The organism is Desulfurococcus mucosus DSM 2162 (assembly GCF_000186365.1).
GTDB lineage: Archaea > Thermoproteota > Thermoprotei_A > Sulfolobales > Desulfurococcaceae > Desulfurococcus > Desulfurococcus mucosus.
Window position 1 is genome coordinate 1,102,237 of the sequence record NC_014961.1, and the last position, 26,007, is coordinate 1,128,243.

Consider the following 26,007-nt stretch of genomic DNA (forward strand, 5'->3'; position numbering starts at 1 on the left):
GTTGAACCTAGAGGACGCGTGCACCCTCCGCGTGTGAACCATCCAGCCTCGGCGGCGTCACCCCTCTCTGACCCTGATACTTCCCACTGTACGGTTTATACACAGGGCTACTCGTCCTAGCCAGTATCAAGTGGAGGAATCTCTGCCCGGGGTAAACCCTCACCGGGATGGTGCTACCGACGAGCTCTATGGTTATATTCCCCTTAAACCCGGCGTCTATCACAGTGGGCGGTATGTAGAGCCCGTACCTGGCGAAAGTACTACGCAGGTTCACCAGCCCTATCAGGTCATTCGGGAACTCAACGTATTCAAGCGTCGTTGTCAACACGTGTTCAAGGGGGTTCACCACGAAGCCTTCACCGCCAACCCTACTACACTCCAACACGTCGTCCACACCGTCTCTCAGGGTGTCAACGACGCGTGCACCCCTCCTGAACCTACAGAACTCCTCACCGAACCTCAAGTCGACCCCGTTCTCCCTCACGGTGTCCTCGAACAAGGGGTCTATGACGAGTAGTTTCTTCTCAAGGTAGACACGTATATCCCAGTCGCTCAGTATCAACACGCCCACCATGAGTCTACTTGAATATCTCGTGTATAGCTTTTGAAGCCTCCTCCAGCTCCTTGAAGGTGTCTATAGCTTTCCAGAACACCCCTGTGTACCGAACCGTCCCGAGGCGGCCCTCCCTAGCCATTGCTGGGAAAGCCGTCTTCTCCAAGTCTCCTCTCTCCGGGAAGTACTTTAAGGCGTCCGGGGTCAGCGCGTACACTCCGGCGTTGATCCAGTAATCGCTTAACTGGGGTTTCTCAATGAACCCCTTCACCTTGTCATCACCCTCTATCTCCAGGACCCCGTAGGGGCTTGGCAACGGTATCGATGCTATGACCCCGAGGTAGCCTGCTTTCTCCAGTTTTTCGAAGAGCCTCAACGGGTTTAGATTAGTTATTATGTCGCCGTTGACAACTAGGAATGCGTTGTCCCTGGAGAGAACGTGCTCAGCGTTCTTCACAGCACCACCTGTGCCGAGGGGTTCATCCTCGACTACGTAGGTAACCCTGACCCCGAGCCTGCTTCCACTACCTATGTGCTCAATTATCTTCTCCTTCTTGTAGCCCACTAGGAGCACGAACTCGTTGAACCCATACCTCTTCAACCACTCTATCTGCCACTCAAGGATCGGTCTATCGCCAACCGGCACCATCGGCTTAGGCGTATCCTCTGTGAACGGCCTCAGCCTCTTACCGTAGCCTCCTGCAAGGATCACTGCGAGCAACCTGGACACCGTGACTACCTATCCGGCTCCGGGATAAAAATGCTTCGGGCACGCGGGAAAACCTAATAAACCCCTCGTAGACTATGTATGTATTGAGGCCGCCGTAGCTCAGCTGGGAGAGCGCCCGGCTGAAGACCGGGATGCCCGGGGTTCAAGTCCCCGCGGCGGCATAGCGTGCCCTACGCCTTTATATTCCTTAGCCAAGTGTTTCTCATCCATGGTGGTGTAGTGCCCCTTGAAAAGGATCATCATCGTCCCCTTCACGAGCCACGGCGTGCTCGAATACCTCGACGCCTTAAAGGAGTCGCTCGCTGAGTCCCTTAGGAGAGCAGGTGTCGAGGCGGAGGTGGTTGTATGGAGCGAGGTGTTGAAGCCGCCGATCAAGTGCTTCAACTGGGAGAGGAAACAGTACCGTGCCCAATGCCTCATCGAGTACCTGCGCTCCACACTCCAGCTCTCAGGGGTTGAGAGAAGCACTCCTGTACTCGGGCTGGGCTTCCTCGATGGGTATGAGGAGGGATTAAACTTCGTGTTCGGTGAAGCTATGCCGAATCTATCGGCAGCCATAGTTTTCTCGAAGAGGCTTAGACAGGAGTTCTATGGGTCCCCGCCTGACTTCAACCTGTACTTCGAGAGGCTTGTCAAAGAGGCTGTACACGAGCTAGGACACGTCCTCGGCCTAGATCACTGCAGGAGCCCTGGATGCGTCATGAACTTCAGCAACAGCATAGTTGAAGTCGACGCTAAGACAAGGTACTTCTGCAACGAGTGCTCACGCAGGCTTAAGGGTTAAATGTCTAGGACGAAGTATGCAATCCACTTATCCTCATCCTTCAATATCCTCATCAAGCTATACGTGGGGGACTTCACTTCGACCCTTGCCTCGTGCCTAGATGGATCAAATTCCTCACAGGAAACCCTGGCTTTAAGCCTATAGGTGAATCCATCCCCGTGTCTCTCAACTGAAACAGCGTCGACACGTATCCAGCCGCACATTAATCTCTCACTATAGTAGAGCACTAGGAGTTCCTCAAGCCACCTATACAGGAGGTTCTCAAGGTCGAATCCCTCAACGAGGAGGTCTCGTTCAACGACACAGTTAACTCCATCTATATTCGTCATAGAGTCAAATAACGCGAGGCCAGCGTTCTCGAAGAGCTCGAGTATGTTACCGCCATAGGCCCTCACATATATGTCGCCAGTGTGCTCGAGGAAGTCGAATCTACCATTCCTCGAGTAAATAACCTCCTCCATGCACACCTGCCCCGTTGCCACCATGTTAGGTACATTGTCAACATTCCTTTAAACACTCCCTGCAACGGATGGCGAGCTCCTTTAACCGTTATTAGGGTGTGCAGGGAATATTAGAAGAGACAACACCTGGGTGAAGCATGCATGAGCAGCAAGTTCGACTTCGAGACCTACCATGAATATGTGAACAGGGATTACAACCCGGATCCAGACAACGATGTCGTGGCGGTTTTCAGGGTTAAACCAGCACCAGGGTTCACGATAGAGGATGCAGCCGGCGGCGTCGCTGCTGAAAGCAGCACCGGCACATGGACAAGCCTCTACAGCTGGTACGATGTGACAAGGGTTAGGAGGTTGAGCGGTAAGGCATACTTCTTCAGGGATCTCGGCGATGGATCATGGATAGTTAGGATAGCATACCCCGTGGAACTGTTCGAGGAAGGCAACATCCCCGGCCTCCTCGCCTCGATAGCGGGGAATATCTTCGGTATGAAGCGTGTTGAAGCATTAAGGCTCGAAGACATCTACCTGCCGAGGAAATTCCTGGAATCCTTCAAGGGTCCCAGCAAGGGTGTAGCAGGCGTAAAGGAGATATTCAAGGTGAGCGATAGACCCATAGTTGGCACAGTGCCTAAACCCAAGGAAGGATACTCCCCGGATGAGGTTGAGAAACTGGCCTTCGAACTGTTGAGCGGTGGATTAGACTATGTGAAGGACGATGAAAACCTAACCAGCCCCAGCTTCTGCAGGTTCGAGGCAAGGGCCAAGGCCATAATGAGGGTTATCGACAAGGTTGAGAAGGAGACAGGGGAGAGGAAGGCTTGGTTCGCCAATATTACCTCAGATATACGTGAAATGGAGAAGAGGCTGAGGCTGGTTGCCGACTACGGGAACCCGTATGTCATGGTCGACGTTGTGATCACTGGTTGGAGTGCCCTCACATACATCAGGGATATCGCAGAGGAATACGGGCTCGCCATACATGGACACAGAGCAATGCATGCTGCATTCACCAGGAACCCCTACCACGGTATCTCAATGTACGTGTTAGCGAAGCTCTACAGGATTATAGGCATAGATCAACTACACATAGGTACAGCGGGAGCAGGCAAGCTTGAAGGCGGGAAAATCGACGTCATAAGGTACGCCAGGATACTGAGGGAGAACCACTTCAAGCCGGATCAAGACGACCAGTTCCACCTAGAGCAGCCGATGCACCATATTAAGCCCGCTATGCCGGTCTCATCAGGCGGCCTCCACCCCGGTAACATACAGCCAGTGATAGAGGCACTAGGGTCAAACATAGTATTGCAGATAGGAGGCGGTGTAATAGGCCACCCAGACGGGCCGAGAGCCGGTGCACTAGCAGTCAGACAGGCACTGGAAGCAATATCAAAGGGCATCCCGCTAGACGAGTACATGAAAACACATAGAGAGCTGGCCAGGGCTATTGAGAAATGGGGCTTCGTGAAACCAATCTAACCTTACAACCGAAAGCCTCGCCTTTCAAGGCGGGGATGAAGGTTTATAAGCTTGTTTTTTTTATGTATGTGTAATGGTGACCTAAAGGGGCGGGGGTTCCCTTAGGGCGGGGAGGAGGTCAGACCACAGTTGAAACCCTATCCTCCAGTATTCAAGGAGAGCTGGGGGAAAATGGGTTTCACGGAGAAAAAACTACGGGAGGCTTAGAGCATACTGCACCGCGCTATATGCGTCGACCAACCCGTAGCCTGTGAAGACGTCGAAGCCCGATGGCCCTAGGTCGTATGCCGTGTACGTTAGAACCTTGTATATGGAGCTGAAGCCCAGCCAGCTCTTGCCGGCTGCCAGCCTAATGGCCTCCACTACTGCTACCACGCCTGTCACATGCGGGGTTGCCATGGATGTACCGCTTAAGTAGGCGTATTTACCGCCTGGGTAGGTCGACAGTATGTCCACGCCTGGCGCAGCCACGTCGACCTCGGGGCCGTCGCTGCTCCAGTAGGGTACGTCACCATAGTAGTCGACGGCTGCAACAGCTATAACCCATGAATACTTAGCCGGGTAGTTGACATTGTTGGTTGAGGGGTCGCCGTCACCGGAGTTACCGGCTGCAACCACCTGGATCGCGCCCTGCTGGTAGGCCCAGTATGATGCATCCCTCAATATACTGCTGTCAGCTGAGGAGCCAAGCGACATGCTCAGTATCTTCGCACCGGCTTTCACAGCCTCCGTGATGCCTTCAGCTATGTCGCTCACCGTCCCACTGCCGGAGTTATCTAGGACCTTGACAGCTATCAATGTGACGTTGGGTGCGACGCCTGCCACACCACGGTTATTTATCGTGGCAGCGATTATGCCGGCCACGTGTGTGCCGTGCCCGTTACCATCGTAGCACCTGCTCAGCGTGGTTCCCTTATAGGTTGTCGTACCAATGGTGTTGATGCAGTAGGCTACCCTACCGTAGAGATCTGGGTGCGAGTAGTCTATCCCGGTGTCCAATACAGCTACGACTACACCGTAGCCGAAGACGCGTCTACCATAGTACTGGTAATAGTAGTCCCATACATCCGTTATCCCTATCATATACATGTTCCACTTGATATCACCATAGTAGCTGCTTAAACCATGCGCCTTAGCGGGTGCATCCTTCTCAACATACCTGACGCCCGGCAGGCTCTTAACACGCTGTATGAGGGACTCCGGTATTACCACGACCATTGCCTTGATATCCCTTAGATCCTTCAGCGGAGTCACGCCCAGGGACTTAAGTATACTCTGCTTCGACGCGTCATCCCTGTAACCTATTACAACCCTTACCTTTTGCGATCCACCGTTCACTAGGAGGGCGTCCGACTGAATGGAGAATACTAGTGGGACTAATAGTAGTACCAGGGCTATTACCAACACATACCTCCTGTGCACGGATATCCCACCTAGCACAGGAGGTAAGCGGGTTTGGGTTAATAAAGTTTACCCTGAGTGCTGTGTTCAGGGCTAGCCCAGAGCCCGCGGAGATATCCCGCCTCCAGCGTAGATGGGGATCTCTGACCGCCCTGCAGAGGAGATGTCTAAACCCGAAGAGATGCGGGGAACCAGTGAACCCCTAAACGGGAAACCCTCGCCCTTTAGAACGGGAGGAGGTTAGATTAATCCACTGACCTCCCCCGCATTAAAGAGCGGAGGGAGCAATAGGCTGAAAACCCGGTTGCAAAAGAACGAGGATAGAAGCCTTGTGTTAAGGGTAGTTTAGCCCGGTTTTACTACGGGTTAGGTTCACCTAGGTGATGAAAACCCCGTGCAATCGGGCTCGACTGCTGCCCATGGCCCTGGATGAGACAGAGGCCTCTGGAGGGAGCACGTGCTCTTCAAGAGCAAATGGTTAGAGAGGATAGTTGAAATTGGTCTCTGCTTTCTTCAAAGGCGGGCATTTCTCGTCTTTCTCGCTTAGAAAGATTGTTTCCAGGGGCCATTCTATCCCTATGTCTGGATCCCTGTAGCTTATGCACCTCTCGTGCTCGGGGCTGTACTCTTTAGTGACCATGTATAGAACCACGGTGTTGTCTTCGAGTGCTTGGAAGCCGTGTGCGAATCCAGGGGGTATCCAGAGCAGGTACTTATTGTGCTCGCTGAGCTCGACTCCCAGGTACCTGCCGAACCAGGGAGACCCCTTCCTGATGTCAACTGCGACATCGTATATCCTCCCACGCAGCACTGTCACCAGCTTGCCCTGCTCCATGGGTTTAAGCTGATAGTGTAAGCCTCTTACAACCCCTTTCCTGGATTCACTCATATTGACTTGTACGAAACTGTATGGTATGCCCTCGGAGAGGAACACTGTCCTCTTGTAGAGTTCCGTGAAGAATCCTCTCCTATCCTGGTGGACGAAGGGTTCCACGAGCATTAAGTCGGGTATGCTGAGCCTTGTGAAGGATTTGAACGGCATTTAAACCACCTTGTTGGCAAGGTAATCATTTATGAAGCTTTTTATACACTCGTTCATCGGCGGTATCGATAAACCCATCGAGGCTGCCCTACCTGTATCCAGGCTGGAGTCCCTCGGCCTCCTAGCCCTCAGGCCAGCGTTCTTAATCGACGTCTTCTTAACTAGATCCCTGGGTACCCCGAGGGCTTCCGCGAGCTTTGATGCAAACTCGTATCTGGATGCTCTTTCACCAGCCACATGTATTACTCCAACCACTTCCCTCTTAACCATGTCCGCTATTCTCTCAGCCAGGGGTCTAACATATGTTGGTGAAAGATACTGGTCGTGGAATGCGTCGACTTGCTCGTTATTCATGAGTTTCTCCAGTGCAACCAAGCCGAAATTCCTCTTACCCGTAGGGCTGAAGCCGTAGAGCCCGCTCACTCTCACTATGAGGCTGCGGGGTGCCAGGGTGTTGACAGCTACCTCGCCGAGGAGCTTGGTGAGCCCATAGTAGTTTACGGGTGCCGGCGCATCAAACTCCCTGTACATGCCTCGCTCGCCGTCGAACACGTAGTCTGTGGATATGTACACTAGGTAAGCGTTGAGCTCCCTAGCAGTCTCCGCTATAATCCTTGTTGCCAAGTAGTTCACCCTGTAAGCGAGCTCCTTTTTCTCCTCGCATCCATCAACATCGGTGAATGCTGCTGTATGTATGATTGCATCCGGCTTCACCCTCTTAACGGTGTCGGCAACGCTCTTGAAATCCTCCAGGTTCATCTGCTCCCATGTCACGCCGTCAAGGCCTACTGGTTTCCTTTCATGGTGTGATGCGTAGACCTCGTAACCTCTCTCAAGAAACACCTTGGTAACCCACAAGCCCAGTAGACCTGTGCCACCGGTTACGAGAATCCTCAAGTAGTGCCACCCATGCTCCACGGTGAATCCGAGAGCACGTATCTCTCATCCACCAGGGGCCTCCACCACCATTCGTTGGAAAGATACCATTCGATAGTCTTCTTCAAGCCCTCCCCGATACCTATAGTTGGACTCCACCCGAGTCCCTTTATCTTGTCGCATTTCATAGCGTATCTCCTGTCCTCCCCTGGACGAGGTCTTCCGTAGACTATGTCTCTGAGTGGGTCTCTCCCTAGATGGCTCACGAGTAGTGAAACAATCTCCCTGATGCTTGCATACTGGTTTGCACAAATATTGTATACCTCTGAGTCACCTCCTCTCTGCATCACCATCTCGATGGCTCTGCATGTATCCTCGACATGTATCCAGTCGCGCACCTGGGATCCATCACCGTATATGACCGCCGGCTTACCGTTAAGCAACCTTATTATGGTTCTCGGAATGAGCTTCTCAGGGTGTTGATAGGGGCCGTAGTTGTTACACGGCCTCAGAATCCTATACCTTATCCCGTAGGTTCTCCCATAGGACTTTATGAGTAGATCCCCGGCTGCCTTCGACGCCGAGTAAGGGCTTGAAGGGTTGAGAGGCCAGTCCTCGGAGGCCTCGCCATCACCCCATAGATCCCCGTAGACCTCGTCGGTTGAGATATGTATGTAAATTGAATCCGTTTTCTTCAACACCTCTAGAACCGTGTAGACCCCGAGGACATTGGTCTTGATGAATGGTGATGGATCATTTATTGATCTGTCGACATGTGTCTCTGCTGCAAAGTTCACAATGAAGTCAGGCTTAAACTCTGCCAACGCATGACTCAATAGTTCCTCATTAGCAATGTCCCCCCTCACGAAGAGCACTCTACCCTTCTCCACTAAGTCAGCTATGTTCTCGTATCTACCGGCGTATGTCAGCTTATCATACACCATGAGATCCATGGAGCGGTGTGAGGCCAGGTATCTAACAAAGTTGCTGCCTATGAAGCCGGCTCCACCTAGAACAGCTATCCTCATACATGCCACCGTATTCATTAACATTAATGGTTTCACGACAATAAAATCTCTATGCTTATACATGCTACGAGCAGACCTAGGCCTTCCCAGCAGTCATGGAGGCAGCTTCTCATCCCCGGTCTCAAACCTCTCAACCGTGGTCTTGAGGGCTATCACAACAGCTTTAACCATTAAGTCCAGCGACATGCTGGGCGGAATACCCATATCAGTCTTCATCTGCACCACCTGCTCCGGCAACAGGGGGACGTGCATGTATCCTGCCCTCCTAGGGTAGCCGTTTGCCCTTAGATATTCATCCTCATCTATTTATGTTCGATCATATCTAGGGGCTTTCTCCTCGCCCACGCCTTCACAGGGCAGCCAAGCCGCCTCCGGCGCGGGTTCACTGGGCATGGGGCCGAACGGCACGCGGCCCTCCGCCAGGCTTCCCAGAGGCCCCAAGGGGCTTGGAGCACTGCTCCCATCGCCCCGTGGGGCCTGCCCCGGCTCACGCGTCACAGCCAGGGCACCCCGGTTAGACTCCACAAGCCTATCTCATTGATCATCATCCAGGGGAAACATGCAGCACCAAGGCTTATAAACTTTTCTAGAAGACATCAAGATGAAAACAGCCCCTTGTTGCACCGCTGTGGAGCAGCGTGTACATGGCATAGTTGCATAGGAAGGTCCCAGCCGAGTTCGAGACAGCCGCCGGGATACCGGCTTCCCTCAGAGCCTTCACTATAGCCTTCACCGGCAGGGTTGAGAAGTATGCGGTAGGCCCCCCGGGTACTATGGGTTCATCAACGGGTTGATAACCATCGTTATCCGGGATCCTTGCATCCATTATGTTCACTGCCACCCTCTCAACCGTCACATATGATGCACCAGCCCATAACCCCAGGCTCACCGCTATGTCCGGCCTATGCTCTTCAAGGAGCCCCAATAACCTCTCCCCAGCCCTCCTGAAGGACACTGGGATCACTGCTGTCACTAACTCGACGCCGTCGAGTTCCCCAGAGACCGCCTCACGTAGCCTTTCAACGATCAGCTCGGAGGGATTGACCTTGTGCTGGCCGAAGGGCTCGTAACCGGTGACAAGGGCCTTCAGCCTTGCCACGATCCCCACCACAAGGCTATGGATAACTATATACGCGTTAAAAACCCAGGCTGCCTCCATCCTGTTGATTTGGGGGAATATCTAGGGACAAACGGAGTTTACAGGGGCCTGGGTGATAACCCGTGAGGCGTGGACAAGACGGAAGCCCCTGGATATGATGAGAGATGAGGATGGGTATTCAAGGATAAACGGTAACATGGTGTCAAAGAACTGTGATATCTAGATGCGCAGGTAGCTGTAGTCTGAGAGAAGCAGCCTCATATCACCGTGGAGCTCCCTGGAAACATCTACCCTGGTGTATCTTCCGAGGATACTGTCTATCAGGCGTGCACGGTTGAGTGAGACGGCTACATTGTTCATCAGGAGGCTCCTACTTATAGTGCCCGACTCCACTAGAGTGGCCTCCTCTATGGATGAATAAGGCTCGATACTACTGTCCTTAGATATCCTGACACCTCTACCAATGTATGCTGGGCCCGTCACACTGCCCTCGACGAGAGCGTCTTTCTCAATGATCACCCTGCCCTTAACCTCTCCAACCACGTCGCCCTCTATCCTTGCATCCACTTTGTCTAGGAGTAGGTAGAGGAGGTCGAGGAGGTCGCTTGGCGTACCCATATCCTTCCACCAGCCGTTGGTTACAGCGTAGCCTACATTGTAGCCTCTATCTATGAACCACTGTATCAAGTCTGTTACCTCGTATTCGCCGCGTTGAGAAGGCTTTAAATCCCTGAATGCTTTCCCAACCATGTCTGGATCCCTGAACGCGTAGAAGCCTGTCACAACATAGCTACCCGGCGGAGGCTCCTTCGGCTTCTCTACGAGCCTGACAACCCTGCCATCCCTGATGAGCGCGCAACCGAAACGCGTGGGGTCCCTTGCCCTTGTTAAAACTATGAAGACCTCGTAGTCTCCCTCAGCGAACTCCCTAATGAATCTGGATACTCCTTCCTCGAAGATGTTGTCACCTAAGTGGACAACGAAGGGGTTGTCGACGCCGTTCTCAACCGCCCTGTAAATGGCGTGCGCTATCCCCAGTCTTCTCTCCTGTGTCACATACCTTATCGAGACACCGTAAGGGGAGCCGTCGCCCAGGGTCTCACTGAACATGTAGCCTAGATGCCCTACGATTAGCGTGAACTTGGAGACACCTGCCTCCAGGAGCCTGGTGATACTGTGGACTATGAGCGGTTTGCCGAGCACAGGTATCAGTGGCTTAGGTATAGTGAATGTTAAGGGCCTGAGCCTGCTTCCCTCCCCCGCCACCGGTATGACTCCTTGAATTCTCGTCAAGTACTCCACCATGAGATCTTTTACTTGTGGGAAAGGCTAAATAGTTAGCATGCCACGTAGATCCCTACATTTCTCCCTCCAACATTTCTCGAAATCCTCCATGCTGAACCTTTCAATAAATCTGCTCACTCTCTCCGTGATCTTCTTCCTTATAAGCCTGCCCGGCATGTAGAGGCCTAGAACCTCCTCCAACGGTTTCACTGTGATTACTGGCGCCCTGTAAATGTCTATGTGTATTCCTTTCCCGGCAAGCCTCCGGCCCAGTATTCTTCCATCGACTAGGGATCTCACCGCTACAGGAATGTATCTAGTGGAATGCCTACCTATCACTGCACCTTTAAACGCCCCTAGCACGGTGTTAAGCTGTATTAACCCGCTGTACCGTGAGTTGGTTATCATTGATAATGCAGTGTTATTCCTGTATGCAAGGTATAGCCTGAATGCAGCGAGACTCCTAAACGTGGAGCCCCTTTCATGCTCCGCGACGACCACGGGTATCGATACCGATGCGTAGCCACAGTTCCACAGCATGAGCCCGAGGATGTTGTCATCGCCATACGCGAACATCTCCCATATAAACATGTGTCCGCCCACGCATCTCTCAATGTATTCAATCCTGTAGAGCGCGTAAGAGCCGTCTGCATAGGTCACTGCAAAGGCCTTCGAGGGTGCTTTGCCAGCCGGCTCCTTCCATAGATACGGCATCATCTCAAAGTCCTCGGTCATGAAGCCCCCGGCAGTATCAACACGGCCCCGGGAATCCAGTACCACGCCCTGAACCGCTGCAACACTCCTATAGCTCTCCGCGAACTCCACGAGCTCCCTTAGGCTGTTAGACGTGGCCACGGCATCATTGTTCAGTAATGCGACATAATTGAATCCCCGGTTTCTCATGGAGAAGCCGAGGTTAACCCCGCCAGTGAAGCCGAGGTTCCTTTCGAGTCTCACCATCTTGACTCTGCTAGTATCCTTTCCTTCAACAAACTTTTTCACGGCCTCGAAGCTACCGTCGCTGGAACCATTGTCGACTATTATGAGCTCGTAGCGGTTGGGCGGGTAATCTAAGTCGAAGACGCTTTGAAGCGATGCTAAAACCCTGTCGATCACGCCCATGGAATTATAGTTAAGCCATATAATCGACACACCCGGATATACCATTACGCAACCACCTTCAAGTTCCTCGGGGCACTTTTGAGGTCTGGGTCTTGATAGTACTCCCCTTGATGCAGGATTAACCCGGATCCAAACCTGTTATCCCATTCCTTCCAGGGCCCAGTGGTATTGGGAAGCGCCGGGGGCGGGATTCGAACCCGCGCGGGCGTGAGCCCACTGGCTCTCAAGGCCAGCCCCTTGAACCGCTCGGGCACCCCGGCTCCCTTCATGGTTTAAGATATAGGAGGATATATCCTTTTTTACTCTTCGCTTCCACTACCCTATACTTTCCCTTTGCTTTCTCGGCGAGGTGGCTTCCACCCCTTGCTAGGACGAACTGTGCGAAACCCTCCTCGGCAAGGTGCTCCTTTGCCCCTAGCACTATTTCCTCGACTACTCTCATGCCTGCTGCAAGCGGGGGGTTGGAGTATATGGCGTTGAACACGAGTCCCTCGACGGGTCTGTAGCCGTCTCCCTCCACGACTACTACTCTGTCCCCTACACCGTTCCTCCTAGCGTTGAAGCGTGCTGTTTTAACCGCGAGGGGGTTTACATCGGTCATGTAGACCTTGAGCCTTGGGTTCAGTCTGGCTACAACTATCCCTATCACGCCGTAGCCGCATCCAATGTCCAGGACTACTCCTTCCTCCGGGATCACTATGTTCTCGAGGAGTAGCCTCGTCCCCTCATCGATCGACGACCCTGAGAAGAGGCTCGTGTAGGATAGGAACTCGAAGGACTGGCCGTGTATGGTGAGGGGGATTAGCCTCTTCTCGCCCGGTGGCCCTGGCTTATAGTAGTGTGTCATCCCTGAGTACCCTTACCATGCCTCCATGTAGACGGGTAGACTCCCGGCGGCATAACCACTCTCCTCGTCTTTGCGATTATGCCTTTCTCCATCCTAGCTATTTCACCACTACTATACATGGCTGTACCCAGGGCGACCAGCTCGCCTTTAAGCGTTAGGATCGCTACGGTACTACCCTTCGCGATGTTCCTGGTTAACCTGGCGACGCCTGGGGCAGCCAGGTTGGCACCATGTGCTATGGCGTCGACAGCTGTATCCAAGATCATTATCTTCGGGAGGTGGGCGATAGATGTTTCAACGGGTAGCACGATGCGTCTAAGATACCTCTCATCCCCGTTGCTCCTCCACAGGAGCAGGGCCTCGCTGACGTCCTGGAGCCTTACAAGTGTCTCATCCTCCCTGTAGGGCCCCGTGCGAGTCCTCCTGAGCTCCCTCATGTGTGCACCTACTCCGAGCAATAGCCCGATGTCGTGGGCCAGCTTCCTCATGTACGTGCCGGGGTCGCTGAGAACCCTTATAAGCGCGAACCTGCCTCTCACCTCGAGGACTTCTATCTCGTGAATCCTCCTGACCCTGATAGCGCGTTTAACGCTCGACCTCAGGGGAGGCCTCTGATATATCTCCCCCCTGAAGTACCCGGCTACCCTTCTTAAATCCTGCTCGGCTACATCGCCGTGGAGCTGTATAACCATCACGTATTCTTTAACACTATGTATAACATTACCAATGACCTTGGTGCTGTTGGCGAGCCCCACTGGTAGGACGCCGGTCACCTTGGGGTCTCCCCGCCGGTGGCTCTAGGGTACCCCCGTGACCGGCCTTCTCCACCCCGAACATCTTCTTAACCCATGCAACGACCTCGTGGCTCGTTGGCCCAGGCGGCTTATCCAGGTTTACCACGCCGTAGTTTATGTGGTCGCTTATCCTCCTCTCGTAGGGTAGTGTCCCGTGATCGGGGCTTGTATCCGCTTCTCTTAGTACCAGCCATTCATTCCTGTAGCCAGCCCTAGTGGTCACATGGTCTATGAAGGATACGCCTTTCTCAACTAAACCCATCCAGCACCCCCTTCTCAACATATAGGTGACATCTTCCCCGCCTTAAAAGACGAGGCTTTCACTTGTAAAAGACGTGTGTCGGCCTGGGGGAAAATATTGTTCCTCAGCCTCTAGAACTGGGCTAGCTTGGGCTTCACCTGTTGCACCATGTAGTCTGTGAGACCACTCTCCCCTATAGCCTTCAATACTTCTTCATCGCTGGCTCCTCTCGATATCTTGATTGACTTGTCTGTTGGCTCTATGTGCTTTATGTTAACCTTCCTCCTTTTAACACCTGTAAGGGACTTAGGCCCTGTTACCAGGACGAAGTTGTCGTCTATTATGTCTACGACAACGCATTTCCTGCCTGCCTCTCTCCCAGCCACCTTAACGCATATCCTACCTATCTCTATCGCGGGCATACATAGCACCCCTGCTTAAACACCGATTCCACTCACTCATACTACTGGGTTCTCTCTTTTAAAACCTTATCTATGGTTGTCTTTATAATGTTGAATGCTTCCTCAACGCCTATGAGCTTAGTGTTTATTGTTACATCGAATATGGAGGTGTCATATATGTCGAGCCCATAGTACTCCATGAACCTCCTCCTCTGCGAGTACTCTCTCACAAGGGTCTCCGTGAGAGCCCTGTTCAACGGGATGTTGTCGCGCCCAGCCACCCTGAGTATCCTGAGTGAGAGCGGGGCTGTCACATATATCCTTAAGTCAACTATGTCTGAGACTATCCATGCGGCTAGATGCCCGTCGACAACTATGTTATCGCTTCCCCTAACGGTTTCAAGCGTCAGCCTATCGATCTCTATGTCTATGGAGGGATCCTCCATGGCTATCCTGCTGAGCTCCTCGAGGGTTAAATTCCTCCTCTTAGCGTACTCCCTGAACACGGCGCCAGCTGAAAAATATTTGAAACCATAGTACTCGGCGACGCGTTTAGCCTGAGTAGTCTTCCCGCTACCAGGTGGGCCGCTGAAAACAATCTTAACCAATCCAGGACACCGCTTCGCACAGGACTATGCTTGCAGCCGGATGGCTTCCCGGAGGCCTCGTGCAAGGCACTCGTGACATATGTAGCCTCCATAGGGTCTCTCCGGGCGTTTCTCCGTTTTAGCGAGCCCCCGCATCTCCACGGGTCTTAAAGCAGGTACACCGTTTAGTGGTTTACCACATATGGCGCACCTGGCCTGGCTTGGACGCCTCTTCTCGTAGTGTACCCTTACCTCTCCACCAGGCGTCCTAACCACAATCCTCCTCCAGCTCCTATTCCTATGCATCGGCCTAGGCATGCAGGGTCACCGTGAGCAGTGGTAGGGCATCAGCTTATAGAGTAATGATGAGGCGGGATTATTAAAAGTTTCATGCCCGGGGCCCGGGCTGCTCGAACCTGACGCTCCTGGAGACGAGGTATAAGGGTAGGGCGAAACCTATTAATGCGACAATATAGATGTGCGTCCTGTAAACACCTGTCTCAGCCATGTATGAGAGGAAGGGTATGGAGACAGGTATGTTCACGACTTCGCTTGAACGTGAAACCAGGGATACTGTGAAGATCATTAAGACGTAGACTAGTGAGAAAAGGGATATATGCGTGATGAAGAGTAGCGTTAGCCTCCTCTTAGCGGACTTGTAGAGAGCCCTGTACTTCCTAAGCCTCCTGATATCACCCTTACTCCTAGGGGTCTCAGGGATCTCCACTAGTTGGTAGGTTCTAATAGCCTCCGCGAAGTAGGGGTGCTTCTTAACGGCGTCTATGAGGATGGATATGAGTATAGCCGAGGAGATGGATACCAGTAAAACCAGTGTCACAAGCATTGCTACTCTCCCACGAGGCGTCTCAGCAACGGGTACGCCTCAAGAGTCCTCTCATAGGCTATCATCGTGTAGTACTGCTGGAGTATCCCAACCGCTAGCAGTATGCCTGTGCCAGTGCCGTACGCGCCAAGCACGTCGGCGAATACGGATATAGCTGCAACTATGAGGCTTGACAGTATTGTTAACGGGTATATGTACTTGGCGAGCATTCTCTCAAGGATCTTCGGATTACTCCTCAACCCGGGTACTTCGAAGCCGCTGCTCACAAGCTGCTCCGCCTGAGCCGAGGGGTTCAAGCCCGCTACCTCAACCCACATTAGGCCGAACAGCACTGCCAGCACGAAGACGAGGACACTGTACACCAGTAGGTGCACCGGGTCCCCTAGTGCACCATACAGCCCGTTGGGTGATGCAAGATAGTATGCTAACCCTCCTATCAGCCTCCCCGTGTTGGGGTCGTATTTGGCTAGGAGATCCACTATGCTGGATGGCACGGTGGAAGCCAAGTATGTTCTGAACAAGGTGGCGAATACCAGTATGTTCGCGTAGAGTATGCCGATGAAAAGTATCGGTATATTGGTCACGTAGAGGAACTGTAACGGTATCCTGGTCTTAATGCTCTGCAGCCTCGGTGATGTAACCGGGATCTCAACCTTCATGTTGCTCAAGTATATTAGGAGCAGCATTATACCTATGGTTGCCGCAAACCCTACGAGGTCTCTTCCACCAGGCCTGATCAACACTGCGTCAAGGCCTCTCCCACTGCTCAACTGCTGGATCATGAATGGTATGAAGCCTATTACCTCGTTTCGATATGTTACAGTGCTGAACGTGTTCCAGAATATGGTTGTCGCCACACCCGACAGGATGAAGAGTGAGACTCCTGAACCTATGCCCCAGCCCTTCTGTATCATCTCGTCGAGCACTATTACAAGGTAGGAGGCAATGAACAACTGGAGCCATACGGCGAGCCTCACATGCCATGCTGCACTACAGCTTGTCACGGGGTTGCCCAGGGGCATCCAGTAACGGCATGAGAGCACGTACATGGCTGCCTCGAATGCGGCTAGTATCACTGCAAGCGTCTTCTGGGAAGCCGTGAATATCTTCCTGTTCTCTGGATCCGTTAAATCCAGGTCTATGAGCTTGGCTCCAACAAGGATCTGCATTATCAGGCCCGCTGTAACTATAGGCCCTATGCCGAGCTCCATTAATGTACCCCTGTTCGACGCGAATATTATCTGTATCAAAAGTATCTGCTCGGGTCCCGCGGTAGAAATACCGTACAGGGGCGTGTTAGCCATGATCATGTAGACGACGAGGGCTATACCGGTCCAGAACAGCCTCTCATACATTGAGGGCTTAACCCGAGGCTTAGCAGCCGTCGGCAGGTAGTCCGCTATCCTCGCCATAGCGTTAAGCAAACCCATTTCTTAAACCACCTATTCAACACCACAGACTATCCTTTAAATGAAATAGGAAGGGTTTATTAAATTCACGCAGCGATAAGGGTCTCCCAGAGGAGGAAAACGTGGAAACACTACTCTGACTCCTTTAAAGCCTGCTCCTCTACCAGGATAACCTTGCCGCCTGCCTCCTCGATCTTCCTCCTAGCTTCATCCGTGACCTCCCTGGCCACGATCTTCATGCGCCTTGTCACCTTGCCGAAGCCAAGCACCTTGTCAACCCCCATGCCCACAGTGTCCACGACGATCAACCCGTCCTCGATGACTGCGCGGCCCTCTAGAACCAGCCTGCCTGCAAGCTCGTTGAGCTCGCCTACATTAACGGTTCTCCTCTCAGGTATCCTCCCGCGTGGACGGAACCCGTGTTTACCATACCAGTTCGGGGCGTGCTTGATTATCCATATATACTTATGCTTATGGAATCCAACCGCGCCGAAGCCTCCGCGGGACCCGCTCTTCCTATGCTGCCCCACCCTGCCCCAGCCCATGGTTCTCGTACGGCCCTGAAGCTTCCTGGATTTCTTACCCTTCCTCACAACCATGCCGACCACCCTTACAGCATCTTCTCTATCAGCTCATTTATTTTTTCACCACGATACCCCAGCTCGCCTTTAACCTTAAACGGCTTCTTCACTGATCCATCGAAGCCTCCCCGCGGCGGATGCATCCTGAAAACTGGTTTCACAATGTTCTCCAGTTTATGGAGGAGTAGCTTCCCCTCGAGCAATGCCTCGGCCAGCCCCTCAATGTCTTTGACCCCGTACTCAGCCAGCTTCTCAGCCACATACTCGTTTGTAAGCGCCTTACCGCCTGGCACTCTTCCACGCGTCTTAAGCAGCTTGACAAGCGTTGCCTTATCTATCTCCCCCCATGTCACCCAGTCCTTGGCTTTCTCAAGCATGCCCTCTAGCCCCGGGAGATCCGCCGGGTATAGTGTCAGGTGGTATTTCTTATGTAGCCTCAGCAGCTTGAGCACGTGTTCTACATCCGGGGGGACATCGGCCTGACCCCTCACCCTGATGATAGCGTAAAGCCTAGCCATGGGCAACCACCTCACGTCCTCAGCCACTCAACAGGTGTAACGAACCTGTAGGTGTTGTGTAGAGCGTTGGCAACTGCCTTAGCGAAGTTCAGGGTCGTCCTCGTCTCTCCAAAGCTCTCCGTCCACGCATCCCTTATACCGGCCAGCCTCAGCACAACCTTGGCTACGTCTCCTGCGACGAGCCCTGTTCCACGCGGTGCAGGCTTCAACACTACTTCAACACTACCGCTCTTGCCTCTCACTGTGAATGGAACGCTGTGGGGTTCACCGCACCTGCACTCCCAGCTACCGCAACCCCTTCTCACAGGCGTTATATTCAACTTGGCGTTCCTTAAGGCTTTAGCAAGGGCGTCAACATACTGCTTTGCTTTACCTGTCCCGACGCCTACGAAGCCGTCCTCGTTCCCAACCACTACTACAACAAGGAACTTTGTCCTTCTCCCAGCGTCAGTCATCTTCTGAACTATCTTCGTGTCTATCCTCTCGTACTTGAGGTTCGGTAGAAGGTAGTCTATTATCTCGGGCTCAAGGATAGGTAGGTTCTTGTCGAATACCTCTTTTAAACTAGTCAGCTTCCCCTCTAAAACCATCCTGCCTACACGGGTTCTCGGAACCCATTTCTCCAGTGCAGCCTTGTCAACCGCGCTAGCCGACACATCCATCACCCCTGCCTACTATAGGTTTTCAATATATTGTTTTTAACCTCCTCGAAGTGAGCGGGGAGATCCTCGGGTTGAAGCCCGCTGGCAAGGTATCTTGAAAACCTTTTCTCGAGCAAACCATTCTCCCTCAGTATCTTAGCGTAGGACGCTATATGCTCCCCCCTGATCCTCTCCTCGCTGGGGAGGACCTCCTCGTCAACGGGTACCTTCAACCCGGCGTCGTTCGCCGCCTTCATAGCCGCGAACACCAGGGCACCCTTGACTGGTCTATGCAACCCTATGTCTGGTACAGCGTAGCTGACCCCTTTCTCAAGCGCCCTGAGGGATGCCAGTAGCCCTGTTAGATATGCAGCCGGAGTGTTACATGTGCCGGCCTTCCAGCCGAACTTCTTCCTCAGCTCATTGGAGTGGGCTGCAGCTATCACGACATCCCCTTCGGGACGTGCCTCCACAACCTGCACCCATATGTAGTTAAGGGTCTTCCGGATGACGAACCGCGGGTGCCCTGAGAGAACCATCCTGTACCTCTTGTAGTAGTTGGTTTTCCCCTCCCTCCTCCTTCTCCGCGGAACCTTATACCTTGGCCCCCTAGCCATAGCTATCCAACCCCTACCTGGCCTCCTTCAAGATATTGTTCTCCCTGAGGTATAGTTTAAGCGATGAAAGAGAATTGAAGTAGCCTCCCTTAGCCAGCATGTAGAGCCTCCTATAAGTCCTCGCGTCAATAAGCTTCTTATCCCTCAGATACCTAAGGTACCTCCTAATCTTCCTGATCCTACCCATCCAGAGCTCCTTGGAGTCCAGCCTAGCCTCCTTCGTACCCTTCCTCTTCCCGTGCCCCCTTCTCCTCCCCTTCACCCTCTGTGCATGCCTGACCCTGGAGCTGTAGCCGGCTATGCCGTGAACTGGTTCAACCCATATAGCGCCGTCTCTGATGAGCTTCTTCACTTCCTCCCTCGTTATAGCTGCCTCTACATCCTCGATTCTCTTCGGGTCTATCCTGATCCTTGACACTCCTACTCCGAGTATCTCCGAGGCAAGCCTCTTCTGGAATGATAGATCACTCATAGTTAAGCACCCTGCTGGGACTGGGTTGTTCTAGGTGGGTTGGCTACTTTAAAGCCTTTCCCAGTGGCCAGCTTATATATCTCTATGGATTTCCTCAGGCCCACCCGGCTACCAATATATACTATGTGTCTAGCTGGGTCGAGTCCATCGAGCTCGCCCGTGGAGTTAACGACCACGGGTTCAAGCCCGGATGGGTGTAGTCCTCTCACCATGCTGGGTCCACGGTAGCCTACCTTGACTATCGGCGGGTACCCCTTGAGCTGGTGCTTCATCTTGTTGTCTATCCCCTTAGGCTTCCTCCACTTAGGGTCGTTCCTGAACTTAGCCTTCTTCCACCATAGATGCCTGAGGAACATCGGCCTCTTCCTGTTCATCTCTGCCCTTAACCTAAGCAGGCGATCCAGGGTATCGCTCACGACGCCTCACCTTTCTCATAGATGTATATTCCATCCATGAAAACACGTCTATCCCTGTCGGTCACCCTTGTAGCTCTCTCTATGGATGCTGCTGTAAGCCCTACCTCCTCTATATCCACTCCCTCAACCACTATGTCTTCACCGCTCACCTTGACCTTTACATTACCATGGATCTTTGCAATCCTATCGGATTTCTCCCCCATGAAGTTCCTTATCCTGACAACCCTGTTCTTCTCGTCGACCACCACGCTGATCGGGAAGTGTGAGAATATTATTTTCAGCTTGTAGCGATACCCCTTCGTGACACCTGTTATCATGTTACGTATATGGGCCGCCACGGATCCAACGAGGGCCTTCCTCTCCCGGTCGGCCACGTATGTTTCGACGATTACTGCGCCGTCCTCGAGCCGTATGAATACCCCTCTCGCGTGGCTGAAGTCCCTTGAAACCGTCCCCTTGGGGCCTTTAACAGTAACCTTTGAACCCTCTACTTCCACCGTGACGCCTTCTGGGACAACTATTTTCTCAGCTATGTGGAGTGCTTTAACCATGTATCACACCCCCTAGTAGCAGTAGGCGAGCAATACTCCCCCGGTATGCTTGGCGACAGCCTCCTTGTGGGATAACACGCCGTGGGGCGTTGACACTATTACGACGCCTATGTTGTATGCTGGCAGATACCTCTTCAACCACTCGGGGAACTCCTCGAGCTCACTGTATTTAACCGGGTATCTGGGCTTGATCACTCCGACCTTGTTTATCCTCCCAAGTAACTGTATCTTTATCTTCCCCCATCTACCGTCATCTATGTACTCGAATTCACCTATGTATCCCTCTCTCTGCAGCACCTTCAACACGTTTAGAGTCAGCTTCGACGCCGGCCACACCACTACCTCCTTCTTAGCCCTCATCTCCGCGTTGTATATCGCTGACAAGGCGTTTGCAAGTGTGTCCATCACAACCATTCTCCAACACCTACTCGTACTTCTTGAACCCTATTACAGCGGCCACCTCTCTAAAGCACTGCCTGCACAGGTATAATCCATACGCCTGGATCACTGCATCCCTGGAGCCGCATCTCCTGCAGACCTGGGTTCCACGCCCATACTTATAGGTCTTAGGCTGCTTAATCTTAGCCATTTAAACCACCTACTCCCCTACTATTTCAACCCCGAACAACTGCTTCAGAAGCAGCATAGCCTCCAGCTTGCTCACCCTGTGCCTCCGGGGGACACGGGACCTCATCCGCCTACGCCTCATCACCCTGTAACCCGGTCTCTCAATAGTTATAGCTACATCCATGCCGAACACGCCTATCTCTGGATCATACCTTACACCCGGCATATGGATGTGCTCCTTTATCCCTATACTGACATTCCCATAGTCGTCGAAGCTTGAAGCCTTCACCCTGTAACCCACTGTCTCGAAAACCTTCCTCAGGAACTCATGCGCCTTCTCACCCCGCAGGGTGACGACGGCAGCTATCTTGTCTCCCTTCTTTATCCCGAAGTCCTTGATGGTTTTCTTGGCTCTCCTCGGGGCCGGCTGTTGCCCCGTCAACTCCTCGAGGACCTTCATGGCCTTGGGAAGCCTCTCCGAGTCCGCCCCGACACCTATGTTTACTGTGACCTTCGCTATGTATGGTTTAAGCATCGGGTTACTGTTCCATCTCTCAAGGATCCTGCTTTCCACATCCGATGTAAGCACGCTCATCACCATGCACCCTCCGGCAGGGTTATCAAGGGTTTCTCCAAGCCTATCGGGAAGATGTAGTCGAGGCTTGTCTGGAATCTATTCCCGCTCCTGTCCTCAATGGTGACTATGCTCCTATACCTCTTCATACCCCTGTGTATGGAGACTACTTTCCCAACCCTGCCTACGTTCCTTCCACCGGACACTATTGCTATCACGCCCTCCTTCAACGGTATGTAGTCGAGTAGCTGTTGCACCGGTATAGAGAGCTTCACGGCTCCAAGCGTCTCGTAGACGTCTTCAACCGGGTTCCTGGCGTCGTTAACCCTTACCAGTAGGTTGCGGCCATCATGCAGGTTGAGCTGTATGTGTCCGCCTTTAACCGTCACCTTGTTCTCTATCCTGCAGAGCTTGAATGAAGCCTCCTCTCTCGGTATTTTAACTAATCCAAGCACCCTTGTAGGCACCGGGATAACACGGTAGAGCTCGCCTGTCTCAACCACCTCGATGACATCCATTAAACCAACGGGGAACTTGTAGTCCTTCCTAACCTTGCCGTCCACCTTGAAGTGTCCTCCAGCTATCAGCCTCCTTGCCTCCCTAGCGGTCTCCGCGTAGCCCAGTACATTCCTCACCAGGACTAGGAGAGGTATCGATCTCTCAATAGCGTGGGGGCCTGGTGAAGGCTTCACAACCCACTTGTACTCCTTCCTCAGTATGGGCCAGTACCTGGGTGCATTCAACGCGTTTAAATGCCTGCTGCCACCTATGCTACCCATCCTACGCCACCTCCTGCTGCTTCAACTGCGTTACACTGGCCTTCCTGCGTTCAACTATATCGAGCCTTCTCTTATCACTTACATCAGCCTTTATAATCATGACCTTACTGGGGTGTATGGGCACGTAGACCGGGCTGCCATCCGCCTTCTTCCTCTGAACCCCCTCTACGAATAACCTGACGCGTTTCAAGTCTACTTCAACCACTTTGCCTTCATGCCCCTTGAACTCCCCCCTCATAATCCTCACTGTGTCACCCTGCCTCACCGGCAGCCTCTTCACACCCAGTTTCTCACGTAGCTCATCTGAGAGAGGGGCGTTGAATAGCTTATGCCTTAAGTGCAATGGCATCTCAGCCAGGTGCTTCCTCTGCTTACCCGGCTTCGCGGATCTCGTTGAACCCATCGAGCCCACCCCTAGATTATCATCGAGGCCAGGTTAGCTATCTGAGGCCACCTCTCGGCTGCCTCCCTGGCTATAGGCCCCCTTATCTCAGTACCCTTCGGCGTTCCCTCAGGCGTCAATATGACTACCGCGTTATCCTCGAAGGCTATCCACGTGCCATCCGGCCTCTTATACGGCCTCCTCTGGCGCACAATGATGGCTTTAAACACCTTCTTCCTCATCTCGGGGATACCCTTCTTAACGCTTACAACAACGAGGTCTCCCACACCCGCCGGTGGAACCCTTCTAAGCCTGCTATGGTAGCCTGGAACCCCTATTATCATCACTTCCTTGGCGCCACTGTTATCGGCTGCCTTCGCTATCGACATCACTTGGAGACCTGTGTTCACCCTCCTCCTGGAGAAAGCCGGCTTACCTGCTACCGCTCTCTTCGCACCCATCACTCACCACCCTTCCCGACTACACCTAGCACGACGAATGCAACCGTCTTTGCGAGTGGACGCGTCTCACCTATCACCACTACATCGCCCTCCTTCACCTCTATGCATGGCGGCAGGTGTGCATGGATATTCCTATGCCTCTTCTCATACCTCATGTATTTCCTAACATAGTGCAGGTACTCGTGTCTCACTACAACAGTCCTCTGCATCTTCTTCTTCACGACGACGCCTGTCAATACGACTCCTCTAACCTTGAGGTGCCCGTGCCACGGGCACTTAGGGTCCTCGCATGTCTTCTCAGGTGGTTTCACACCCGGTATCCCGATGTCGTTGACCTTGGCCTGGCTCATTGAAACCTACCTCGAAATATTCTTCAACCTGTCCCAGGGTCTTCCAATAATATCTGACCCCTTAATAACCACGGTCTCCCCGCTTGGGAGAGTGAACTCGAAAACCCCGTTCGACTTGAAGACCCTTATCCTCCTGCCGTTGGAGAGCTCCACGAGAAGGGTCTTCAACGTCTCATCCACCACCCTGCCCTCTAAACCGATTAAGCCTCGGTCAGGGTACTGGAGGATCCTTGTCTTCAACCCTATGATCTCGTGGCTAGTGATGTTCCGGCCTGTCACCTTCATTGCTGCTTAACCTCTCCGGGACTGGATTCCTCGGCAGGCGCCTCCTTCATAACTGTGAGTATCCTTGCGATGTCTCGCTTCACATTCCTTATCCTGGCTGTATTGGTCAGGGTCCCTGTCCTCGACTGCAGCCTCAGTTTCACTAGTTCAAGCCTGAGCTCGTTGAGCTTCCTCAGCCTCTCCTCAGGAGTCATCTTCCTTATCTCGTCAGCCCGCACTGCCACCACCTGCCTCAGCCTTAGCCGGCTTCAACTGCTCTATCTCCTCGGGTTTAAGGGCCTTCACCTCGACGTGGTCGGGTAGCTTTATGTTGGGTTTCACTATGACTACTTCGACCCCGAATATACCGGGTTTCAACAGGGCTTTGGCAACCGCCCTGTCCACCACGTACTCCACTGGTTCACCAGCCTTGTAGACTTTCCCGGCCTTCAGCTTCTCGTATGTGGCTCTCTCACCCCTAAGCTTACCGCTTACTATGATCTCGGCGCCAACGGCACCTGCATCCATCACCCTCTTAAGCATGTACATTATCACCCGTCGGAAGGGTATCTCCTTCTCAAGCGCCCTGACGATTCTGAAAGCCACCACCCTGGCGTTTAGATCCGGGTCCACTACAGGGGATATGGTTACATTGACATTGTCGAGCCCGAACCTCGTCTGCAGGATTGTTGAAAGCTTCTTTATGACGCTGCCTCCCCTACCTATTAGTCTCCCAGGGTACTCCGCGTGTATTACTACACGGTAGCCCGTCGGAGTCCTGTACAGCTCTACATCAGCGTAGCCAGCGTCCTTGAAGTAGTGGGCCAGGAACTCGTCTATCATCAGCTTCTTTAAACCATAGTTGAGGAAGTAGGATTTAACCCGTGGACCAACCATCTTCAGCCAACCTCCCCTACCACTACCTCAAGGTTACTCATCCTACGGAACTTCGGCGTCGCACGCCCGAAGGCTCTAGGCATGTATCTCTTCAACGTGATACCCTTATGGGCTGCTATGTGTACTATTACAAGCCTCTCCTTACTCAACCCCTTCTCCTCCGCGTTAGCCTCCACATTCCTGAGTACTTCGAGAGCGTACTTGGCGCCTTTAACCGGGTATCTGCCTATAGGCCACTTGAACCTGTCGGCCAACCCCCTCTTATGGCTCAGCTTACCGTTATACCTCCTGAATGGGACAGCCTGCTTCATCTTGATAACGTCCTCCAGGAACCTTATCGCGTCGCTGAGCCTCATGCCTTTAAGCGTGTAGGCTATCTCACGCATGTATTTCACTGAGACAGGTATATCGTATCTCACGGCCTTAGCGATTTTCGACTCATCCCTGTACTTCACAGAGTAGTGCCAGGTAGGCATGGATCTCACCTCTACTTCATCGCCACGAACCTGCTCGCCCTCGTAGCCTTGAGGCCGGGCTCACCGTGCGTCACCTTCTTCGTTGTCGGGCTGAACTCTCCCAGGTAATGCCCTATCATCTCAGGCGAGATCTTAACGGGCACGAACTCCTTCCCGTTGTAAACAGCTATCGTGAGCCCCACCATCTCGGGGAGGACAACCATGTCTCTTACATGGGTCTTTATCACTGTCTTCTTCGCTAGCTCCGGGTCCCTGGCTATCCTCCTGATCTTCGCTAGGAGCTTTATCTGAGCCTTCGTCAACCCTCTCTTAAGACTCCTCCTCTGCCTCGCCGGCAGCAACACGACTAGGTCGTCCATGGACATGTTCAGTAATTCCTCCAGGGTCTTACCCCTATACTTGAACTTCCTCCACTCCACTGGCATGTCCTGTAAGCTCGCCGCCAAACCAACCATCCCCTCTCGAGTTAAGCACCGACG

40 protein-coding genes and 2 tRNA genes are annotated in these 26,007 nt (G+C 53.0%); 3 read left to right on the forward strand and 39 right to left on the reverse strand.

Going from position 1 to position 26,007, the window contains the following annotated elements:
• Positions 1-7: 7 nt before the first annotated feature.
• Entirely contained in the window at positions 8-562 is a 555-nt protein-coding gene (gene dcd / locus DESMU_RS05785) for a dCTP deaminase (protein ID WP_013562659.1), read from the reverse strand.
• A 16-nt stretch (positions 563-578) separates the two neighbouring features.
• Positions 579-1,274: a nucleotidyltransferase family protein gene (locus tag DESMU_RS05790; RefSeq protein ID WP_013562660.1), complete on the reverse strand. Its 696-nt coding sequence runs from the start codon at positions 1,272-1,274 to the stop codon at positions 579-581.
• A gap of 97 nt (positions 1,275-1,371) precedes the next feature.
• Here DESMU_RS05790 and DESMU_RS05795 point away from each other — a divergent pair.
• Both DESMU_RS05795 and DESMU_RS05800 read left to right on the forward strand, forming a co-directional pair.
• Positions 1,372-1,444 (forward strand) — tRNA-Phe (locus tag DESMU_RS05795).
• A 65-nt stretch (positions 1,445-1,509) separates the two neighbouring features.
• Positions 1,510-2,067 carry an archaemetzincin family Zn-dependent metalloprotease gene (locus tag DESMU_RS05800; protein ID WP_013562661.1) on the forward strand — a complete coding sequence of 186 codons (558 nt, stop codon included), beginning with the start codon at positions 1,510-1,512 and terminating at the stop codon, positions 2,065-2,067.
• Here the strand turns inward: DESMU_RS05800 and DESMU_RS05805 are convergent.
• Positions 2,064-2,552: an archease gene (locus DESMU_RS05805; RefSeq protein ID WP_245526426.1), complete on the reverse strand. Its 489-nt coding sequence runs from the start codon at positions 2,550-2,552 to the stop codon at positions 2,064-2,066. The two genes, DESMU_RS05800 and DESMU_RS05805, sit on opposite strands and share 4 nt — an antisense overlap.
• Positions 2,553-2,669: 117 nt before the next feature.
• On the opposite strand from DESMU_RS05805, the gene rbcL reads away from it, so the two are divergent.
• A complete protein-coding gene (rbcL, locus tag DESMU_RS05810; RefSeq protein ID WP_013562663.1) occupies positions 2,670-4,007 on the forward strand; it encodes a type III ribulose-bisphosphate carboxylase in 1,338 nt (445 codons plus the stop codon).
• Positions 4,008-4,199: 192 nt separating this feature from the next.
• Here rbcL and DESMU_RS05815 read toward each other — a convergent pair whose 3' ends face one another.
• From DESMU_RS05815 to DESMU_RS05980, 36 genes are all read right to left on the reverse strand, one after another.
• Positions 4,200-5,447, reverse strand: coding sequence for a S8 family peptidase (locus tag DESMU_RS05815; protein ID WP_245526427.1), 1,248 nt, complete (start codon positions 5,445-5,447; stop codon positions 4,200-4,202).
• A 439-nt stretch (positions 5,448-5,886) separates the two neighbouring features.
• Positions 5,887-6,450, reverse strand: a complete 564-nt coding sequence (rfbC, locus tag DESMU_RS05820; protein ID WP_013562665.1) for a dTDP-4-dehydrorhamnose 3,5-epimerase — start codon at positions 6,448-6,450, stop codon at positions 5,887-5,889.
• Entirely contained in the window at positions 6,451-7,347 is an 897-nt protein-coding gene (gene rfbD, locus DESMU_RS05825) for a dTDP-4-dehydrorhamnose reductase (protein WP_013562666.1), read from the reverse strand.
• Complete coding sequence (gene rfbB / locus DESMU_RS05830; protein ID WP_013562667.1) at positions 7,344-8,354, reverse strand: dTDP-glucose 4,6-dehydratase; 1,011 nt, start codon at positions 8,352-8,354, stop codon at positions 7,344-7,346. Before rfbB ends, rfbD begins: the two co-directional genes overlap by 4 nt.
• Positions 8,355-8,447: 93 nt before the next feature.
• Positions 8,448-8,660, reverse strand: coding sequence for a pyroglutamyl-peptidase I family protein (locus DESMU_RS07045; RefSeq protein WP_275451559.1), 213 nt, complete (start codon positions 8,658-8,660; stop codon positions 8,448-8,450).
• 280 nt (positions 8,661-8,940) lie between these two features.
• Entirely contained in the window at positions 8,941-9,465 is a 525-nt protein-coding gene (pcp, locus tag DESMU_RS05835; protein WP_211252447.1) for a pyroglutamyl-peptidase I, read from the reverse strand.
• 207 nt (positions 9,466-9,672) lie between these two features.
• Entirely contained in the window at positions 9,673-10,758 is a 1,086-nt protein-coding gene (locus tag DESMU_RS05840) for a glucose-1-phosphate thymidylyltransferase (RefSeq protein WP_083799351.1), read from the reverse strand.
• A gap of 24 nt (positions 10,759-10,782) precedes the next feature.
• On the reverse strand, positions 10,783-11,904 hold the full coding sequence (locus DESMU_RS05845) for a glycosyltransferase family 2 protein (RefSeq protein WP_013562669.1): 1,122 nt from the start codon (positions 11,902-11,904) through the stop codon (positions 10,783-10,785).
• Between the two features lie 131 nt (positions 11,905-12,035).
• Positions 12,036-12,119, reverse strand: a tRNA-Ser gene (locus DESMU_RS05850).
• Between the two features lie 5 nt (positions 12,120-12,124).
• A complete protein-coding gene (locus tag DESMU_RS05855; RefSeq protein ID WP_013562670.1) occupies positions 12,125-12,706 on the reverse strand; it encodes a class I SAM-dependent methyltransferase in 582 nt (193 codons plus the stop codon).
• Positions 12,703-13,479: an RNA-guided pseudouridylation complex pseudouridine synthase subunit Cbf5 gene (locus DESMU_RS05860; protein WP_245526428.1), complete on the reverse strand. Its 777-nt coding sequence runs from the start codon at positions 13,477-13,479 to the stop codon at positions 12,703-12,705. The genes DESMU_RS05855 and DESMU_RS05860 overlap by 4 nt, the downstream gene beginning before the upstream one ends.
• Complete coding sequence (locus tag DESMU_RS07250; RefSeq protein WP_245526429.1) at positions 13,427-13,762, reverse strand: tRNA pseudouridine synthase A; 336 nt, start codon at positions 13,760-13,762, stop codon at positions 13,427-13,429. Before DESMU_RS07250 ends, DESMU_RS05860 begins: the two co-directional genes overlap by 53 nt.
• A gap of 110 nt (positions 13,763-13,872) precedes the next feature.
• Complete coding sequence (locus tag DESMU_RS05865) at positions 13,873-14,163, reverse strand: 50S ribosomal protein L14e (RefSeq protein ID WP_013562671.1); 291 nt, start codon at positions 14,161-14,163, stop codon at positions 13,873-13,875.
• Positions 14,164-14,204: 41 nt separating this feature from the next.
• Positions 14,205-14,750, reverse strand: a complete 546-nt coding sequence (cmk, locus tag DESMU_RS05870) for a (d)CMP kinase (RefSeq protein ID WP_013562672.1) — start codon at positions 14,748-14,750, stop codon at positions 14,205-14,207.
• A 24-nt stretch (positions 14,751-14,774) separates the two neighbouring features.
• Positions 14,775-15,047, reverse strand: coding sequence for a 50S ribosomal protein L34e (locus DESMU_RS05875; RefSeq protein ID WP_013562673.1), 273 nt, complete (start codon positions 15,045-15,047; stop codon positions 14,775-14,777).
• Positions 15,048-15,117: 70 nt separating this feature from the next.
• Positions 15,118-15,573 carry a hypothetical protein gene (locus DESMU_RS05880; RefSeq protein WP_013562674.1) on the reverse strand — a complete coding sequence of 152 codons (456 nt, stop codon included), beginning with the start codon at positions 15,571-15,573 and terminating at the stop codon, positions 15,118-15,120.
• 2 nt (positions 15,574-15,575) lie between these two features.
• Positions 15,576-17,003, reverse strand: a complete 1,428-nt coding sequence (secY, locus tag DESMU_RS05885; RefSeq protein ID WP_013562675.1) for a preprotein translocase subunit SecY — start codon at positions 17,001-17,003, stop codon at positions 15,576-15,578.
• Between the two features lie 110 nt (positions 17,004-17,113).
• Positions 17,114-17,581: an uL15 family ribosomal protein gene (locus tag DESMU_RS05890; protein WP_013562676.1), complete on the reverse strand. Its 468-nt coding sequence runs from the start codon at positions 17,579-17,581 to the stop codon at positions 17,114-17,116.
• Between the two features lie 11 nt (positions 17,582-17,592).
• Entirely contained in the window at positions 17,593-18,081 is a 489-nt protein-coding gene (locus DESMU_RS05895) for a 50S ribosomal protein L30 (RefSeq protein ID WP_013562677.1), read from the reverse strand.
• 11 nt (positions 18,082-18,092) lie between these two features.
• On the reverse strand, positions 18,093-18,743 hold the full coding sequence (locus tag DESMU_RS05900) for a 30S ribosomal protein S5 (protein ID WP_187286331.1): 651 nt from the start codon (positions 18,741-18,743) through the stop codon (positions 18,093-18,095).
• A complete protein-coding gene (locus tag DESMU_RS05905) occupies positions 18,743-19,339 on the reverse strand; it encodes a 50S ribosomal protein L18 (RefSeq protein ID WP_013562679.1) in 597 nt (198 codons plus the stop codon). The genes DESMU_RS05900 and DESMU_RS05905 overlap by 1 nt, the downstream gene beginning before the upstream one ends.
• Before the next feature lie 13 nt (positions 19,340-19,352).
• Positions 19,353-19,811 carry a 50S ribosomal protein L19e gene (locus tag DESMU_RS05910; protein ID WP_013562680.1) on the reverse strand — a complete coding sequence of 153 codons (459 nt, stop codon included), beginning with the start codon at positions 19,809-19,811 and terminating at the stop codon, positions 19,353-19,355.
• 2 nt (positions 19,812-19,813) lie between these two features.
• The gene (locus DESMU_RS05915) at positions 19,814-20,227 is read right to left on the reverse strand and encodes a 50S ribosomal protein L32e (RefSeq protein ID WP_013562681.1); all 414 of its coding nucleotides are present in this window, start codon (positions 20,225-20,227) and stop codon (positions 19,814-19,816) included.
• The gene (locus DESMU_RS05920; RefSeq protein ID WP_013562682.1) at positions 20,224-20,778 is read right to left on the reverse strand and encodes a 50S ribosomal protein L6; all 555 of its coding nucleotides are present in this window, start codon (positions 20,776-20,778) and stop codon (positions 20,224-20,226) included. The genes DESMU_RS05915 and DESMU_RS05920 overlap by 4 nt, the downstream gene beginning before the upstream one ends.
• A 12-nt stretch (positions 20,779-20,790) precedes the next feature.
• On the reverse strand, positions 20,791-21,192 hold the full coding sequence (locus DESMU_RS05925) for a 30S ribosomal protein S8 (RefSeq protein ID WP_013562683.1): 402 nt from the start codon (positions 21,190-21,192) through the stop codon (positions 20,791-20,793).
• A gap of 10 nt (positions 21,193-21,202) precedes the next feature.
• Positions 21,203-21,367, reverse strand: a complete 165-nt coding sequence (locus tag DESMU_RS05930; protein ID WP_013562684.1) for a 30S ribosomal protein S14 — start codon at positions 21,365-21,367, stop codon at positions 21,203-21,205.
• Between the two features lie 9 nt (positions 21,368-21,376).
• Positions 21,377-21,940, reverse strand: coding sequence for a 50S ribosomal protein L5 (locus DESMU_RS05935; protein ID WP_013562685.1), 564 nt, complete (start codon positions 21,938-21,940; stop codon positions 21,377-21,379).
• Positions 21,940-22,698 carry a 30S ribosomal protein S4e gene (locus DESMU_RS05940; protein WP_013562686.1) on the reverse strand — a complete coding sequence of 253 codons (759 nt, stop codon included), beginning with the start codon at positions 22,696-22,698 and terminating at the stop codon, positions 21,940-21,942. The genes DESMU_RS05935 and DESMU_RS05940 overlap by 1 nt, the downstream gene beginning before the upstream one ends.
• Position 22,699: 1 nt before the next feature.
• Complete coding sequence (gene rplX / locus DESMU_RS05945) at positions 22,700-23,101, reverse strand: 50S ribosomal protein L24 (RefSeq protein WP_013562687.1); 402 nt, start codon at positions 23,099-23,101, stop codon at positions 22,700-22,702.
• A gap of 11 nt (positions 23,102-23,112) precedes the next feature.
• Entirely contained in the window at positions 23,113-23,541 is a 429-nt protein-coding gene (locus DESMU_RS05950) for a 50S ribosomal protein L14 (protein ID WP_013562688.1), read from the reverse strand.
• Positions 23,541-23,891: a 30S ribosomal protein S17 gene (locus DESMU_RS05955; RefSeq protein WP_013562689.1), complete on the reverse strand. Its 351-nt coding sequence runs from the start codon at positions 23,889-23,891 to the stop codon at positions 23,541-23,543. The genes DESMU_RS05950 and DESMU_RS05955 overlap by 1 nt, the downstream gene beginning before the upstream one ends.
• Positions 23,892-23,897: 6 nt before the next feature.
• Positions 23,898-24,176 (reverse strand): ribonuclease P protein component 1, encoded by a 279-nt coding sequence (locus DESMU_RS05960; RefSeq protein ID WP_013562690.1) that lies wholly within the window; start codon positions 24,174-24,176, stop codon positions 23,898-23,900.
• On the reverse strand, positions 24,173-24,400 hold the full coding sequence (rpmC, locus tag DESMU_RS05965; RefSeq protein ID WP_048078738.1) for a 50S ribosomal protein L29: 228 nt from the start codon (positions 24,398-24,400) through the stop codon (positions 24,173-24,175). The genes DESMU_RS05960 and rpmC overlap by 4 nt, the downstream gene beginning before the upstream one ends.
• Positions 24,384-25,052 carry a 30S ribosomal protein S3 gene (locus tag DESMU_RS05970; protein WP_013562692.1) on the reverse strand — a complete coding sequence of 223 codons (669 nt, stop codon included), beginning with the start codon at positions 25,050-25,052 and terminating at the stop codon, positions 24,384-24,386. Before DESMU_RS05970 ends, rpmC begins: the two co-directional genes overlap by 17 nt.
• Before the next feature lie 2 nt (positions 25,053-25,054).
• Entirely contained in the window at positions 25,055-25,528 is a 474-nt protein-coding gene (locus tag DESMU_RS05975) for a 50S ribosomal protein L22 (protein WP_013562693.1), read from the reverse strand.
• 11 nt (positions 25,529-25,539) lie between these two features.
• Positions 25,540-25,983, reverse strand: coding sequence for a 30S ribosomal protein S19 (locus DESMU_RS05980; RefSeq protein ID WP_187286332.1), 444 nt, complete (start codon positions 25,981-25,983; stop codon positions 25,540-25,542).
• Between the last annotated feature and the right edge of the window lie 24 nt (positions 25,984-26,007).